Below are 14,768 nucleotides of genomic sequence, written 5' to 3'. Positions count from 1 at the left end.
ACCGCCTCTTGGTGCAAGATTTTCCGTTCATTTCCGTGAATCAGCGCAACGCCGGGATTGGTGGAGGCCGCCCCAACCTCGTCATTCTATGGCGGAGCAAGGAGCGAAGCGACGCGGCGCAGACCATAGAAACCCATTCCGTGACTTGGAAGCGACGCCACGGTGCAGAATTTTGCTCTGTTGCATTCCTGGGTGAAGGCAACGGCTGGATTCCAGGGTCTTCGCGACGGAGCTTCGCTCCTGCTCTGCCCTGAAAACGATCGCGATGGGCGTTTCGGCCAATCTCCAACGCGTGCCACCTGCCAACACAAACAGAGCCGACCGGTCAAAATCTCAGCAGTGCCTCTAATCGACACCGCGCTTGCGTGCTTGCAGATCGCGCGCCGCTTGCTCGATCGCAGCGCGGTCGTTGCCCAGCCTGTCGAGCAGTTCCTGCGCCTCGTCGCCCGAAATGCCGGTGCGCATGGCAAGCGCCTCCACCGTCAGCACATCCGCGCTGTCGATCTCGCGCGTTTCGGGCAGCGCATCGTCTGCCGTCATCGGCAGGGCGGCCTCGCGGTCGATCTCCAACTCCGCCTGATGCCAGTGCCGTTCATGATTGCCAAGGATGCCGCCCTCGCGCTGAAAGATCTCATAGGCACGCTGCCTGATCTTTTCGGTCCGATCGTCGTCCATCGCCGTTCCTCCTTGCGTGTCACAAGAACGCAGGACAGGGCGGAACGATCCGCGTCGTTCACGAAGTGATCGGGTGCTGTGCTGCCGGTCAACATGCCGGGCGTGGCGACAATCGCGCAGGTGGTTCCCCCACTCCGTCTCGGCGCTGCGCGCCGAGCCACCTCTCCCCCCTCCGGAGGGAGAGGAAACGCCAATCGCCGGAGGCGAGCAATGGCAATCGCCAAGTAGAGAGGAAATAGCAATGCCGAGGTCGCGACGTTGCCGGTCAGCATTTCCTCTCCCTCCGGAGGGGGGAGAGGTGGCTCGGCGAAGCCGAGACGGAGTGGGGGACGGCGCTGAAAATCATCGGCCACGTCCGCGGCCATTCCGATCCGAATAGTAAGCCTGGCTGCCCGCCGCTTGCCCCTTACGGCCCGTATATCGCCACCGCTTTGCCGAACATGCCAGGCTCCGGCTTTACGCCGAGCCCCGGCCGTTGCGGCACGGCGATGTGCCCTTGCTTGATGACGACCGGCTGCTTCTGGTCGAAATGGCCCTTGATGTATTCCTGGGCGATCCAGGCGCCCTCCATGCGGCGCGGCTCGACGGTGGCGGCCAGATGCACGCAGGCCGCCGCGATGATGTCGCCGCCCCAGGCGTCGTCGCAACTGTGCGGCAGCGAGCGGATGGCGCAGAGATCGCGCACGGTCGTCATCTTCGTCAATCCGCCCAGACGTGTCACCTTGAAGCCGAAGCCGTCGGCGATGCCCAGCGAGATTGCCCGCAGCACCGCGTTCTGATCCTCGGTGCTTTCGTCGAGATAGACAGGATGCGTCATGCGGCCTTTCAGCGTCGCGATCTCGTCCATCGTGTTGCAGGGCTGCTCGAAGACGAAGGGAATTTGCTGGCAGAGCCGGTCAAGATGGATCGCTGCGGCCACCGTCAGGCCCCGGTTGCCGTCGACCGCGATGCGCGTTTTGTAACCGACCGCTTCCCAGACCTTGTGGATGACGGCGACGTCTTCCTCCAGGTTGCGGCCTCCGATCTTCACCTGTAGGCGCGGATAGCCGGCCTTCACCTTGTCGGCGGCGATCCTCGCCGTCTCGTCCGGGGCGCCCACGATCAGCGAATAATAGGCCGGCACGCGGTCGGTCAGCGCGCCGCCCAGCAGCGTCGAGACCGGCACGCCGAGTTTTTGGCCGAGCAGGTCGAGGAACGCCATGTCGAAGGCGGCCTTGGCATAACCGTGGCCATTGAGCCGCTCGTCCATCTGCTTGGCCAGAAGCCGGATCGAGGCGATCTCCGAACCGATCAGCCCCGGCGCGATTTCGGCGATCGCCGCGCGGGCGCCCAGCGCATGATGCGGCTGGTAGACCGGGCCGATCGGGCAGGTCTCGCCCCAGCCGGCAAAACCGTCATCGGTAACGATCTCGACAAGCGTCGAATCCAGCGCCTCCACATCGGCGCTGGCCATCCGGTAGACGCCGCCTTTGACCGGCAATTGCGCCGAATAGACGTTGATCCGATCGATACGCATACGGGCTTCCCTCCGAAGGACACGTCGGCAACGGGGCCTTTGCAGGCCCCGCCTACTACATCCGCGCCCTGGCCGAGGTCGGATCGTAAGGCGAATCCGCGATCACCTCGGCGACCTTCCAGTCGCCCAGGATCGCGACGTCGAGCTTGGTGCCGGGTTTCGAAAACGGTTCAGGCAGCAGCGCTAGCGCCACGTCATGTCCGAGCGCGTAGCCGTAGCCGCCCGACGTGATGCGCCCGACCAGCGCGCCGTCGCTGTAGAGCCCTTCATTGGCAAGCGTGCTGGCGCCGTCGGTTTCGATCCTGAGCGTCACGGATCGCCGCTGGTCGTTGCGCTCCTTGTATTTCAGAACCGCGTCGCGCCCGACGAAGTCGCCCTTGTCGAGCCGGATGAAGCGCTCCAGCCCGCTCTCCAGCGCGTTGAGCTCCGGGTTCATGTCGCGATACATGGCGCGATAGGATTTCTCGAGCCTGAGCGACTCCAGCGCGTGCAGCCCGACCAGCCGCATGCCGTGCTTCTCGCCTTCCTTGAGGATCGCGTCGAGCAATCGCCGCTGGTAGGGCAGGGGATGATAGAGTTCCCAACCGAGCTCGCCTTCATAGTTCACCCGCAGCAGCCGCACGTCGCTTGCCAAGGCGACGCTGCCGGTCTTGACGCCGAACCAGGGAAAACTTTCGTTGGAAAGGTCGATCTCCGTGAGGGGCTGCAGCACGGCCCGCGCGTTCGGCCCGACGACGGTAAAGCAGCCGCGGTCGTTGGTGACGTTCTTCAAGGATACGCTGCCGTCGGCGGGAAGTAGTCTGGAAAGGTCGTCGAAGTTCCAGCGTTCGGCACGCGGCGTCGAGATCAGGTAGAACAGGTCCTCGCCAAGCCGCGCCACCATATATTCCGCCTGCACGCCACCGCTGGTGGTGAGGTGATGCGCCAGCGTCACCTTGCCGACGGACGGCAGGCGGTTGGCGATGATCCGGTCCAGCCAGGCGGCCGCGCTAGGACCTGACACCTCGAACTTGGTCATCGGCGTCATCTCGACCAGGCCGACGGCGTTGCGTACCGCCTGTACTTCCTCGCCGACGAGGTTTCCCTTGGGCGTCCAGCGCCAGCTATATTGGTCCTTGGCCTCGACGCCGTCGCGCGCGAACCAGTTGGGCATCTCCCAGCCATTGAGCACGCCCCAGACCGCTCCCAGTTCCGTCAGCCTGTCATAGGAAGGCGCGGTCTTCTGCGGCCGCGCGGCGGGCATGTCCTGGCCCGGATACTTCTGTTCGGCATGCGTGCCCCACGCTTCGCGCACCTTCTCGCGCGTCCATTCCTTGTTGGCGTAGTCGCCGAAGCGGCGCGGGTCGAGATCGGATGTGTCGATACTGTTGCCGCCTTCGACGATCCGCTCCGACAAGTAGTAGCCGATCGCTCCGCCCCACAGGATGCCGCCCGGCACGCCTTCGGCCAGCCAGACATTGGGCAGGCCCCAAGCCTGCCCCATCAAGGGCAGCTCGTCCGCCGTCATCTGGAACGGGCCACGCACATTGGCCTTGATGCCGACGCGCCCGAGCGCAGGCACCAGCTGCAGCGCCTGCTCCCAGTTCCACGACACCGCCTCGAAATCCTCTTCCAGCAGATCGGCGCCGAACCAGTCGGGAACGCCGTCCTCGGCGAAGAGCTTGAGGTGTTCGGTGCGCTCATAGGGCCCGAACATCAGCCCGTCGCCTTCCTCGCGCAGATAGCCCTCGAAACCCTCGTCGCGCAGGATCGGCATTTCGGGCCGGCCGGCGCGCTTGCGCTCCACCACCTCTGCCACCGCCTCGGTGATCCAGTACTGGTGCAGGATGGGGATCGCCGGGATCTCCAAGCCGAGCAGCGCGCCGGTCTGGCGCGCGTAATTGCCGGTAGCGCAAATCACATGCTCGCAGGTGATGTCGCCCTTGTTGGTCTCGACCAGCCATTCGCCGGAAGCGGTCCGCTTGAAGCCGGTAACCTCGGTGTTGAGATAGACCTTGGCGCCGAGATCCCGCCCGCCCTTGGCCATGGCATGCGTCACATCGGCCGGCGCGATATGCCCGTCATCGGGATGGTGGAGCGCGCCCAGCATGTCCTTGTTGTCGAGCAGCGGCCAGAGCTTGTGCGCCTCATCGGGGGTGAGCAATTGCGCCCGCATGCCCTGCACCTCGGCCACGCTCATATAGCTCTTGAACTCGTCGAGTCGGTCTCTCGAATTGGCGATGCGCAACTGTCCGCATTTGTGCCATCCGACCGGCTGCCCGGTCTCCGCTTCGAGACCCTCATAGATTTCGATCGTCTTTTTGATCATCCGCCCAACATTGATGTTGCGGGAATAGGACGGAATCAGCCCCGCCGCATGCCAGGTCGAGCCGGCGGTGAGCTGCGTGCGCTCGAGCAGCGCGACATCGGTCCAGCCGCGCTTGGCCAGGCCATAAAGAATACCCGCGCCGACGCATCCGCCGCCGACGATCACCACCCGCGCATGTGCTTGCATCGAACCACCATTCTCCAAAGCGCGCCGTCGAAGCTACAGGCGAGGCAAGGCGGTGTAACGTTCTGAAAAACTGAGGATGACGATAAATTGGGCTTATGCAGCGATCCGCGATTGGCGGATCGCGACCCGCCGGCATCTCACTGCACTTGCCCGTCCTGCGCCGTCTCGTCCTTGAAGTCGACTTTGGTGCCCGGCTTGACCATGGCGGCGAGATCCTCGGCGTCCCAGTTGGTCAGCCGGATGCAGCCATGCGAGTAGGTGGTGCCGATCTTGCCCGGATCAGGCGTGCCGTGGATGCCGTAGCTCTCGATCGAGAGATCGATCCACACCGATCCGACCGGATTGTTCGGCCCCTTGGCGATGGTGAAGGGCCGCTTGCTCTTCACCCCCTTGAAGGCGAATTTCGGGTTGTAGCGATAGGTCGGATTGTGCACCACGCGCTTGACCTCGGCCGTGCCGCTCGGCGCCGGCTTTTCCTCGCTGCCGATCGAGGCAGGATAGACCGCGAGCGCTTTGCCCGAAGCATCGAGCGCGCGCACCTGGCGGGCGCCCTTGTCGACCTCGACGCTGGCGACGGCCGCGGGAGGATCGCCACGGCCGACATCGGGCACCACCAACGTGGTGTCGGCCTTCCTGAAACCGGCTTTGGGATTGAGCAGCCTCAGCAACTGTTCGCTGACATGGAAGCGCTCCGCCAGTTTTTCCCGCGCATTGCGATAGCCGAGCCGCTTCAGACGCGCCATCCGCTCCATGCGGGCGGGAATGCGCCTGGTGAACGGCCCGCGCACATCCTTGGCCGTGACCTCGTAGTTTGTCAGCACCGGCCCGGCGAAAGTCGCCGCGAGCTTGTCCCAAGTCTCGCGGGTGAGCTTGCCGTCGGAGGGCAGTCCGTTGGCCGCCTGGAAAGCTGCGACGCCCTTGGAGAAATTGTCGGAAAGGCGGCCGTCGATCAGGCCGGGGGAGAAGCGGGCGCGATCGAGAAGGATCTGCGCTCTGAGCACCATCGGATCGACGCCCTTCGGCGCGCCCTCGCTGAATTGCGCCTGGTTGACAGCGGCGAGGTCGAGCTTGGCTGCCAGCGTCCCGCCGCACGCGAGCACCAGCGCCAATCCAGCGATAACAAGCAGCCTGATCATCGACGTCACTCCAGGATCGCGGCAAGAGCCTGTCTCTATGACGCGGCACGGCCGATGTGGTTCCTGTCGCGAGGAGCCGCACGAAGATCATCACGAGTGTGCGCTTTCTCCCATATATGTTTGAATTTTAAGCTGGAAACCAGTTCCCATGAATGCAGAGAACTGGCATTATGGTCTCAGGGCCTGCGCATTTTCTTATTCCATGGCCCCTTGTCCTGGTAACCGGCGGCTCCCCAACACCCCCCCCCGCCCATGCCGTCGGTTGCCCTGTTGCGCGCTTTTCTGAGCCCGGACGGCTGCGTCAGCTGCGGCTAATCATCGGCTGGAATTAAGCTTCTGGATACGTCCCTTATCCAGCCGGAACACGCCGTCGGTACCGCCTTGCTGCTCGAAGTCGGTTTGAAGCTCGTCCCACGTGCCGAGATATGCGCCGCACTCGGCGCAATGGATCGGTGTCGCTGGCTGGGCATCGGCCGGGATCTGCAGACGAATGGTGCCGCAAAACGGGCATTCCAGTTTGTGGTCCAGATATTCGCCAGCCATTTTGCGGAGCATCGCGCAACAAGCACGTCTTCGCAAGCAGGGAATTTCCGGCGAGCTTTGCTTCAGCCGGGTCGATCTTCGAAGCAGCCGGTCGCGAAATGCCGCCGCCAGATCCGGCAGGCATCCGCCGCATTCAGCCGGTCACACGCGACTTGAGGTGGACGTCTGAACACGCGCCCTTATGATGCGTGCTTCTCGCAGAAGCGACGGTCGGTCGCGCCCAACGGCCTTTATCAGCCTTCTGGCTTGAGCCTCCGAGATGCCGGTTTTCTCTTTCAGCAGAATGACGAGCTGCTTGTCGTCAATTCGACCGTGGGAACTTCCTTCACCGGGTTCAGTCATATCAAAGATCCTCCTTCCAACCGAACTGGGAAGACCGTTGAAAGTTTCAATGCGGCGTTGCTTGCCTAGCCGCTCTGTGGCGGCATTATCCGCCCAGCAGTCTTCGCAAGGCGAATCGAGTTGGCGGAAAGCCGTCCGGCTTTTGGCTGTCGAGCCCGGAGCTCGCCCGTTAAAGCGGCTCGATCTCCGAAAACAGCCAATCGCGAAACGCCTTCACCTTGCGCTGGCGGATCGCCTCCGGCGGGTAGACCAGATAGAAGCTGGAGACCGCCTTCAGCGCATGGTCGAAGGGCCGCACCAGCCTGCCGGTGGCGAGGTCGGCCGAGACGAGCATGGTCCGGCCGAGCACCACGCCTTCGCCCTGCACGGCCGACTCCACCGCGAAAGTGGCTGAATCGAAAGTGAGCCCGCTATTCGGGTCGACATCTTCGACGCCGGCGCTTGCCAGCCACGCGGCCCAGTCGATGCGGTAGCCGTCGCGGATCAGCGTGTGGTGCTTGAGGTCCTGCGGCTGCTTGAGCGGATGCGGCCCTTCCAGAAGCTTCGGGCTGCAGACCGGAAAGACTTCCTCGCCGGTGAGAAATTCCGACGTCAGCCCGTGATAGTGGCCGGCGCCGTAGCGGATGGCGACGTCGATGCCGTCGCCGCGGAAATTGGTCAGTCGCCCGGTGGTCGAGACGCGTACGTCGATATCGCCATGCGCGCGATGAAAGCGGTAGAGCCTCGGCACCAGCCATTTTCCGGCGAAGCCGTCCGAGGTGCTGACGTTGAGCGTCGAGCCGGAATGGCGCGAGGTCGCGGTTTGCGTCGCCAGCGCGAGCTGGTCGAGCGCCTCGCGCACGGCAACCGCATAGGGCTCGCCGACAGGAGTGAGCCGCACCGAGCGTGTCGCCCGCTCGAAAAGCTGCACACCAAGCTGATCCTCGAGATGCTTCACCGCGCGGCTGATCGCGCCATGGGTGAGGTTGAGCTCGTCGGCGGCCCGCGAAAAATTCAAATGCCGTGCAGCGGCCTCGAAGGCCGGCAAGGCGTTGAGCGGCGGCAGTCTGCGGGCCATGACGGACAAAGCCACTTGTGAGTTATGGTAACAAATACTTGCCAAATTTTGGTTTGTCCATCGAGCCTCTTCCAATCAAAAATCCTCACAGAATTTGTGATCAATACTCACTTAAGATCAAACCTGCGAGGACATCATGGCCACCGTTCATCCCTTCCTCTGGTTCAACCTCGATGCCGAAGCCGCGCGAGATTTCTATCTCTCGGTTTTCAAGAACAGTCGCGCGCTGCGGACCATCGAGTTCACCGACAAGCCGCATGCGATCTTCGATTTCGAGCTCGAAGGCCAGCGCTTTACCGCGCTCAACGCCGGCGGCGTGCCGCCCTTCAACGAGCGGATTTCGCTCTACATCGAAACCAAGGACCAGGCCGAAACCGATTATTTTTGGAACGCGCTGACCGCCGGCGGCGGCTCGGAGCAGCCCTGCGGCTGGCTGAAGGACAAGTTCGGCGTCTATTGGCAGGTCATTCCCGAACCGGCGCTGCGCCTGATGAACGACCCCGACCGCGCCAAGGCCGACCGGGCGCGTCAGGCGATGTATTCGATGAAGAAGATCATCCTCGCCGATATCGAAGCGGCCCACGCCGGCCGCGCCTGATTTTGAACCCATCGCGGAAAGACGGAGAAGACCCATGACCAGTCTCCCCATGACATCGCTCAACGGAAAGAAGATCATTGTCGTCGGCGGCAGCTCCGGCATCGGCTTCGGCGTCGCGGCAGCGGCGCTTGAAAGCGGCGCGGAGGTGGTGATCGCCGGCCGTTCGGCCGAAAAGCTGAAGGCCGCCGAAAAGCGGCTCGGCGGGGCAGGGCGCGTGACAGGCATCGCCGCCGACATGGCCAATGAGGCCGAGGTGTCCGGCTTGTTCGAGCAAGCCGGCGCTTTCGATCATTTGGTGGCGACGGCCGGCACGCCGCCGCCCAATTATCCGATCGGCGGGACCGATATGGATTTCGTGCGCCAATTTGTCGACGGCAAGCTGATCGGCGCAGTGATGCTGGCCAAGCACGCCGTGCGCACGCTGAACAAGGCTGGCTCGATGATCTTCACCTCCGGCATCAACAAGGACCGTCCGCCGGTCCCCGGCGGCTCGGTCGTCGCGGCGGTCGCCGGCTCCTTCACCTATTTTGCCCGGGCGCTGGCGCTGGAACTTGCGCCAACCCGCGTCAACATCGTCTCGCCCGGTTGGGTGGATACCGAAATGTGGGACGAGATCGTCGGCGCCGCCAAATCAGGCTATTTCGAGCAGATGGGTGCCCGACTGCCGGTCGGAAAGATCGCCAGTCCCGCCGATATCGCGCCGGCCTATCTCTACCTGATGCAGAACGAGTTCATGACCGGCGAGACCGTCCACATCGACGGCGGGCAAAGGCTGGTGTGAGCGGCAGAGCCGGACCTTGGTTTGAAGGTTCCGGCTTCACCTATTGCCGTCTGCAAGGCTGGGCGCCGCCTTCCAGACCTTCGCCGAGCAATGGCGTTTTCGGCGGAACGCTAATATAGATGATGCTCGAATGAGCAGCGCCTCCGCACCGTCGAGGAACGCCATGCGAAGGGTCATCGTCACAGCCATGTGGATTGTCGCCGCGACATGCGCCGATGCTCATGACTGGTACGAAAACAAGGTCGACCCGGTAACCAACTTCAAATGCTGCGGCGGCACGGATTGCCGCCCCATCCCCGAGTCTGCCGTGCAATCCGGGGCCGACGGCGGCTATGTCTATCTTCCCGATGGCTTCAACATCCCGCCAGACCGCGTGCAGGAATCGCCGGACGGCCGATACCATATCTGCGAGAACCATTACGTCATAACCAACCAGCCCTATCTGCGCTGTTTCTTCGCGCCGCGGCTCAAGGTCTCTCGGCTGCTCCCGCGCTAGTCACGGCCTTCGATATCTGCATGGCACCTGACACTGGTCATCGCCACCCTTTGAGCTTTCACTTTCGTGCGAAGCTGAAGGTGAAATGGCTGCCGCGGTGATAGACGGCGGCATGGACGACCGGGGTTCCGCTCCCATCGAAACAGGTTTCCGTAATGAGCAGGGCTGGCCCGAAGTCGCGCAAGTCGTTGCGCTGCACGATTTCGTCGGGCAGCGTTACGGCTGCAACGGAGGCGGCCGACATACGCGGCTGATGGCGGTGCTTTTCCAGCAGGGCGAGCAGCGAGCCGCTCCATTCGATGTCGAAAAGGCGCCCCGGCAAAAGGCTGCGCGGTACGTAGTCGAGTGAATAGATGAGGGGCAGATCGTTGTGCAGCCGCAGCCGTTCAAGCCGGATGACGCGCTCTCCGTCCGCTAACCGCAATTGCTGCTGGATCAATGGATCGGGCGTTTCCTCGGCGATGGAAAGAACCTTGTTGACGGTGTTGTAGCCATAGTGGCGCGACATGTCGGTCACGCTTTCGAACACCGTGATTGGACGGTCGACCTGGACGGCGGAGTTCGCGGTCACGAAGCGGCCGAGACCATGAGTGACGGAGATGATGCCGTCCTGTTCGAGAAGCTTCAGCGCTTCGCGCAGGGCAGGGCGCGAGATGCGGAAGCGCTGCGTCAGCTGGGATTCCGTTGGCAGCCGGTCGCCGGGCTTGAGCCCTTCGGTCCTGATGAGGTCGGCCATGCGGTCGCGCAGCTGAACCGCCAATGTGCGCGCATCCCGAAGCGGCTCGTCCACGTCCCTCTTCCCCATTGTGCCAACTCTCCCTTTGTTGTCGGACAATCGCGCCCGGGTCAAGCGGAGGCATGCCGTGGCGACCGCACGTCGTGTAGGCAACGCAGGCGAGCCTATCCGCAAGATTTCTCTTGAAATGTGCTCCCGCAGATGTCAGTTGTCTTACAACTTAACTGATCGAGGGAACGATGCTCAATTTCGATGAAGCCCGGTTTGTGCGCATCCAATCGGGGGCGGTGGCCTTGCGCGAGCGCATTGAAGCCGTTGTGGCGCAGTGCCTCGCCGCCGAGGCGCAAAACATCTTCTTTCTCGGCACCGGCGGTGCAGCGATCCTGATGCATCCGGCGGCGCAACTGCTGCAGCGCCGATCTGGCTTTCCGGCCTTCGTCGACATCACCGCCGAACTGCAGCTGGTCCAATCCGTGCACCTGACCGACAAATCGATCGTCGTGTTGCCCTCGCTCTCCGGCACCACGAAGGAGAGCGTGGCATTGCTGTCCCGGATCAAGGACGTCGGGGCGACGGTGATCACACTGGTCGGACATGGGGAGACGCCGCTCGGCAAGGGCGGGGACCATGTCTTCGTCAACTTCGCCGAGGACGACACGTCCTGCGAGTCCTTCTATCTCCAGTCGCTCTTCATCGCGCTTGCAGTGCTGAAGCATCGCGGCGAGCTCGCCGAATCCGAACGGATTTTCGCCGAACTGGAGCAGTTGCCGCGACTATTGTTGGAGGTGAAGCGGAGCTATGAACAGGAAGCCGCCGGCTTCGCGCAAAAACTGGCCGCCTCCGACTATCACATCATAACCGGCGCCGGGAATGTCTGGCCGCAGGCCTGGTATTACGGCATGTGCATCCTGGAGGAGATGCAGTGGATCCGGACCCGCCCCGTGCATGCCTCCGACTTTTTCCACGGCACGCTGGAGCTGGTAGACAAGGACGTCAGCGTCGTGCTCTTCAAGGGCGAGGACAGCGCCCGGCCGCTGGCCGATCGCGTCGAGAAATTCGCGCCTGCCTATACGGACAAGTTGACGGTGCTCGACACGGCCGATTTTGAACTGCCCGGCATTTCGCCGGATGTGCGCGCGCTGGTTTCGCCGATCGTGCTCGCGACAGCGCTCGAACGGGTCAGCGCGCATCTCGAGGTGATCCGTAACCACCCGCTGACGACGCGCCGCTACTATAAGCGCGTTGCCTATTGAGCCTAGCCCTCGGCGTCAGCTTGATCGTGCAGCGCAGGATATGAGCAGCCTTCGATTTGCCGCCGTCGGCGACAACTGCATCGATCGCCTCGGAGCGCCGATCGGCCGCTCGCTGGTCGGCGGCAACGCACTCAACGTTGCCGTCCAGCTCGCGCGGCTTGGCCATAACAGCTTCTATTTCGGCGCGGTCGGCCGCGACGCCGAGGGCGAACGCACCCGCGCTGAGCTCGAAGCCAATCGGGTGGCGGTCAAGCACCTGCGCGTAGACCAGCGCAACACCGCCTGGACCGACATCAAAGTCTTGCCGTCCGGCGAGCGTTTGATTGCCGCCGAGGATTTCGGCGCCTGCGCCGGCTATGCGCCGGACGAGGCCGAACTGGCGATCCTGGGGACGATGGATCACGTCCATATCGGCTGGCTGGACGATGGCGGCGCCTTGCGCAGGCGCCTGTCGCGGGCCGGCGTCAGCGTCTCGCAGGACATCTCGGTCAACGCCGATCCCGCCGATCTCGGTGTGGAGCGTTTGAGCATAGTTTTCTGCTCGACCGGCCAAAATCGCGACGCGGCCGAAGCGATGGCCGCGGATCTCCTGTCGCGCGGCGCAGGCTGCGCCGTCGTCATGCGCGGTGCCGAGGGGTCGATGGCGCTGACGGCCCGCGAGCGCGCCGAGACCGGCATCCGCCCGGTCGAGGTCGTCGACACGACCGGCGCCGGCGACAGTTTCATCGCCGGTTTCCTGCATGCCTGGCTGGCGAGGAAGCCGCTGGTGCAATGCCTCGAAAACGGCCGCGATCATGCCGCTCTGGCCTGCTGCCATCTCGGCGGCTTTCCCCAGGAGGGGATGCCCCATTGAAGCTCAGCGTTTGAGCGAGCGCCCGAACCGTTCCTCGATGCGGGACTGCAGGAATTCAAGCCCGATGGACAACAGCCAATAGATCATCGAGGCGGTGATCAGCATCTCGATATGCCGGAACTCGGTCTGGCCCTGCGTGCGCGCCAGATACATGATCTCCCAGACCCCGACCACCGAGACCAGGGAGGAATCCTTCAGCATCGCGATGAACTGATTGCCCGTCGGCGGCACGATGACGCGCATCGCCTGCGGCAGGATCACCAGGAACATCGTCTGGTTGGGGCTGAGGCCAAGTGCGGTGGCGCCTTCCGTCTGGCCGCGCGGGATGCTTTCGATGCCGGCACGGAAAATCTCGGTCATATAGGCGCCGTAGCAAAGCGACAGCGCCATGATCCCGGCAGGCACGGCCCCGATCACATAACCGACCTGCGGCAGGCCGAGATAGATGATGTAGATCTGCATCAGCAGCGGCAGCCCGCGGAACAGCGAAGTGTAGAACGTTGCCAGGCCATAGACGATGCCGTTCTTGGAGAGCTTGGCTATGGCGCCGATGAAGGCGATGACTGTCGCGATGGCGATCGAAATGGCGGAGATGTAGAGCGTGGTCACCACGCCCTGCGAGATGAGGAAACCGATCTTCCGGGCGATGAAAGAAAAGGACAGATCAAAGGAATAGAAGAACAGCATCAGCAGCACGAACAGCTCGATCCATACCGCCACGATCTGCTGCTTGCGCCCGAGTTGCTGCAGCGCCTTCCAGTTGGCGGCCACGATCAGCGCGATCAGCACCGCTGAGACGGCTCGCGCCACCACGGGATTGGCCGCAAGCCATTCGATCGAGCTCGGGATCAGCTTGCCGATCCAGTCTGCCTTGATGCCGAGACCGTAGAGGCCCGCGGCGAAAGCGGCGAGCGCCAGGCACAGGCCGATGCGGCGCGCGGCGTCCGGATAGTTGAGCAGCAGTCTGCCGATCACCTGTCGATCTCCCTTCTGGTTAGCGGGCTCGTTCGCGCCACCAATCTTGCGCCTGCAGCTTCCAATAGGCGAGTTGCGCCGCGGCAAGCCCTACCGGCCCGCCCGCCCAGGCCAGTCCGAACGGCGCGAACAGAAGGTGGCGGTCCGATTGGCCGAGTACCGCCTCGGCGACCACCTTGCCGGCTATGGCCGTCGTGTTGATGCCGTGCCCGCCAAACGCGGTGAGATACCAGGCGCCTGGCTGCAGTTGCCCGATCTGGGGCATCAGGTGGCGGGCGTAGGCCATCAGCCCCGACCAGGCGAGTTCGGTCTTGAGCGCAGCGAGCTGGGGGTAGGTTCCAACCATCTCCCGGCGCAATTCCCTGGCCAGCGCCGCCGGCGAAGCGGCCCGCGTGGTGATGCGCCCGCCCCAGAGCAGCCGCTTTCCATCCTCCACCACACGGTAGTAGTCGCCGGCCCGGCGGTTGTCGCCGACGGCATCCGTCGTCGCGATGGCGCCGGCGATGAGATCGGGGGCTTCCTCGCTCAGCATCACATAGGTCGCGATCGGCAACATGGCCCGCTTCAGCCGGCCGACCAGCGGTCCTGTATAGCCGCCGGTGGCAAACACCGCTTGCCGCGCGCGTACTTCGCCGCTTGCGGTGCGTAGCGTCTTGTGCGGGCCATCGAGTTTAGCCTCGATCGCGCTGGAGCCCTCGTAAATCCTGCCGCCCAGCCGCTCGATCTCCGCCCCGATGGCGCGCAGATAGTTCAGCGGATGCATGTGGAAGGCGTTGCCATCGCGCAGGCCTTGGTAGTAGCGCTCGGAACGCAGCACAGCGCGCACCTGGTCGCGCTCGAGATATTCGAGCGGATACTCAAAATCCCGCGCCAGTTTCTCTGCATGAGCCTTCAGTTCGGCGCCGCCGTCGTGGCGCAGCACGCCCATGATTCCGGGGCGAGGCTTCGCTGCCGTGATGTCGAGATCCTTGATCGTCTGCCGCACGAAATCGACGCCTTCGATCGACAGCCGATGCAGCTCTCGTGCCGCCGCCGCGCCGGCCATCGCGGCGATCTTGTCGCTGCCGGTCGCGAAGCCGGGGCTGACGAAGCCGCCGTTGCGGCCCGAGGCGCCGAAGCCGATGCTCTCGGCTTCGAGCAGCACGACCTGTTGCCCGGCGCGCGCCAGCTGCAGCGCCGTCGTCAGACCGGCCAGTCCGCCGCCGACAATGACCGTGTCGCATTCGGCCGGACCCGCGAGCGGTGGTCTGACCTTCTCGTCGGCAAGTGTGCGTCGATAGTAGGTGTCGGGATAGGTCATGATGGGTTCTGAT

The 14,768-nt window shown here is 63.7% G+C and carries 14 protein-coding genes; 5 read left to right on the top strand and 9 right to left on the bottom strand.

Annotated features, from left to right (window positions below):
* Window positions 1-345 precede the first annotated feature (345 nt).
* From LB525_RS05905 to LB525_RS05880, 6 genes are all read right to left on the bottom strand, one after another.
* The gene (locus tag LB525_RS05905; protein WP_224524699.1) at window positions 346-675 is read right to left on the bottom strand and encodes a DUF2934 domain-containing protein; all 330 of its coding nucleotides are present in this window, start codon (window positions 673-675) and stop codon (window positions 346-348) included.
* A gap of 406 nt (window positions 676-1,081) precedes the next feature.
* Window positions 1,082-2,191 (bottom strand): mandelate racemase/muconate lactonizing enzyme family protein, encoded by a 1,110-nt coding sequence (locus LB525_RS05900; protein WP_224543933.1) that lies wholly within the window; start codon window positions 2,189-2,191, stop codon window positions 1,082-1,084.
* A gap of 55 nt (window positions 2,192-2,246) precedes the next feature.
* The gene (locus tag LB525_RS05895; RefSeq protein ID WP_224543932.1) at window positions 2,247-4,685 is read right to left on the bottom strand and encodes an FAD-dependent oxidoreductase; all 2,439 of its coding nucleotides are present in this window, start codon (window positions 4,683-4,685) and stop codon (window positions 2,247-2,249) included.
* Between the two features lie 137 nt (window positions 4,686-4,822).
* Window positions 4,823-5,821: a L,D-transpeptidase gene (locus LB525_RS05890; RefSeq protein WP_224543931.1), complete on the bottom strand. Its 999-nt coding sequence runs from the start codon at window positions 5,819-5,821 to the stop codon at window positions 4,823-4,825.
* A gap of 315 nt (window positions 5,822-6,136) precedes the next feature.
* Window positions 6,137-6,364 (bottom strand): hypothetical protein, encoded by a 228-nt coding sequence (locus LB525_RS05885; protein WP_095768463.1) that lies wholly within the window; start codon window positions 6,362-6,364, stop codon window positions 6,137-6,139.
* 511 nt (window positions 6,365-6,875) lie between these two features.
* The gene (locus tag LB525_RS05880) at window positions 6,876-7,763 is read right to left on the bottom strand and encodes a transcriptional regulator GcvA (protein WP_140847704.1); all 888 of its coding nucleotides are present in this window, start codon (window positions 7,761-7,763) and stop codon (window positions 6,876-6,878) included.
* 136 nt (window positions 7,764-7,899) lie between these two features.
* Between LB525_RS05880 and LB525_RS05875 the strand changes: the two genes are divergently transcribed.
* The 3 genes from LB525_RS05875 (at window position 7,900) to LB525_RS05865 (ending at window position 9,638) form a co-directional block, all read left to right on the top strand.
* The gene (locus LB525_RS05875) at window positions 7,900-8,361 is read left to right on the top strand and encodes a VOC family protein (RefSeq protein WP_224543930.1); all 462 of its coding nucleotides are present in this window, start codon (window positions 7,900-7,902) and stop codon (window positions 8,359-8,361) included.
* 34 nt (window positions 8,362-8,395) lie between these two features.
* Window positions 8,396-9,142, top strand: a complete 747-nt coding sequence (locus tag LB525_RS05870; protein WP_224543929.1) for an SDR family oxidoreductase — start codon at window positions 8,396-8,398, stop codon at window positions 9,140-9,142.
* A gap of 163 nt (window positions 9,143-9,305) precedes the next feature.
* On the top strand, window positions 9,306-9,638 hold the full coding sequence (locus LB525_RS05865; protein WP_224543928.1) for a hypothetical protein: 333 nt from the start codon (window positions 9,306-9,308) through the stop codon (window positions 9,636-9,638).
* A 58-nt stretch (window positions 9,639-9,696) separates the two neighbouring features.
* On the opposite strand, the gene LB525_RS05860 is transcribed toward LB525_RS05865, so the two are convergent.
* On the bottom strand, window positions 9,697-10,428 hold the full coding sequence (locus LB525_RS05860) for a GntR family transcriptional regulator (RefSeq protein ID WP_224524681.1): 732 nt from the start codon (window positions 10,426-10,428) through the stop codon (window positions 9,697-9,699).
* Window positions 10,429-10,613: 185 nt separating this feature from the next.
* On the opposite strand from LB525_RS05860, the gene LB525_RS05855 reads away from it, so the two are divergent.
* Window positions 10,614-11,627: an SIS domain-containing protein gene (locus LB525_RS05855; protein ID WP_224543925.1), complete on the top strand. Its 1,014-nt coding sequence runs from the start codon at window positions 10,614-10,616 to the stop codon at window positions 11,625-11,627.
* A 40-nt stretch (window positions 11,628-11,667) separates the two neighbouring features.
* Window positions 11,668-12,480, top strand: a complete 813-nt coding sequence (locus LB525_RS05850; protein WP_224543924.1) for a PfkB family carbohydrate kinase — start codon at window positions 11,668-11,670, stop codon at window positions 12,478-12,480.
* A 3-nt stretch (window positions 12,481-12,483) separates the two neighbouring features.
* Here the strand turns inward: LB525_RS05850 and LB525_RS05845 are convergent, their stop codons facing one another.
* Together LB525_RS05845 and LB525_RS05840 are read right to left on the bottom strand one after the other, a co-directional pair.
* On the bottom strand, window positions 12,484-13,455 hold the full coding sequence (locus LB525_RS05845) for an amino acid ABC transporter permease (RefSeq protein ID WP_224543923.1): 972 nt from the start codon (window positions 13,453-13,455) through the stop codon (window positions 12,484-12,486).
* Between the two features lie 19 nt (window positions 13,456-13,474).
* Window positions 13,475-14,755, bottom strand: coding sequence for an NAD(P)/FAD-dependent oxidoreductase (locus tag LB525_RS05840; protein ID WP_224543922.1), 1,281 nt, complete (start codon window positions 14,753-14,755; stop codon window positions 13,475-13,477).
* Between the last annotated feature and the right edge of the window lie 13 nt (window positions 14,756-14,768).

The organism is Mesorhizobium sp. CA16, assembly GCF_020165175.1.
GTDB lineage: Bacteria > Pseudomonadota > Alphaproteobacteria > Rhizobiales > Rhizobiaceae > Mesorhizobium.
This window is presented reverse-complemented; position numbering and strand designations above follow the sequence as displayed.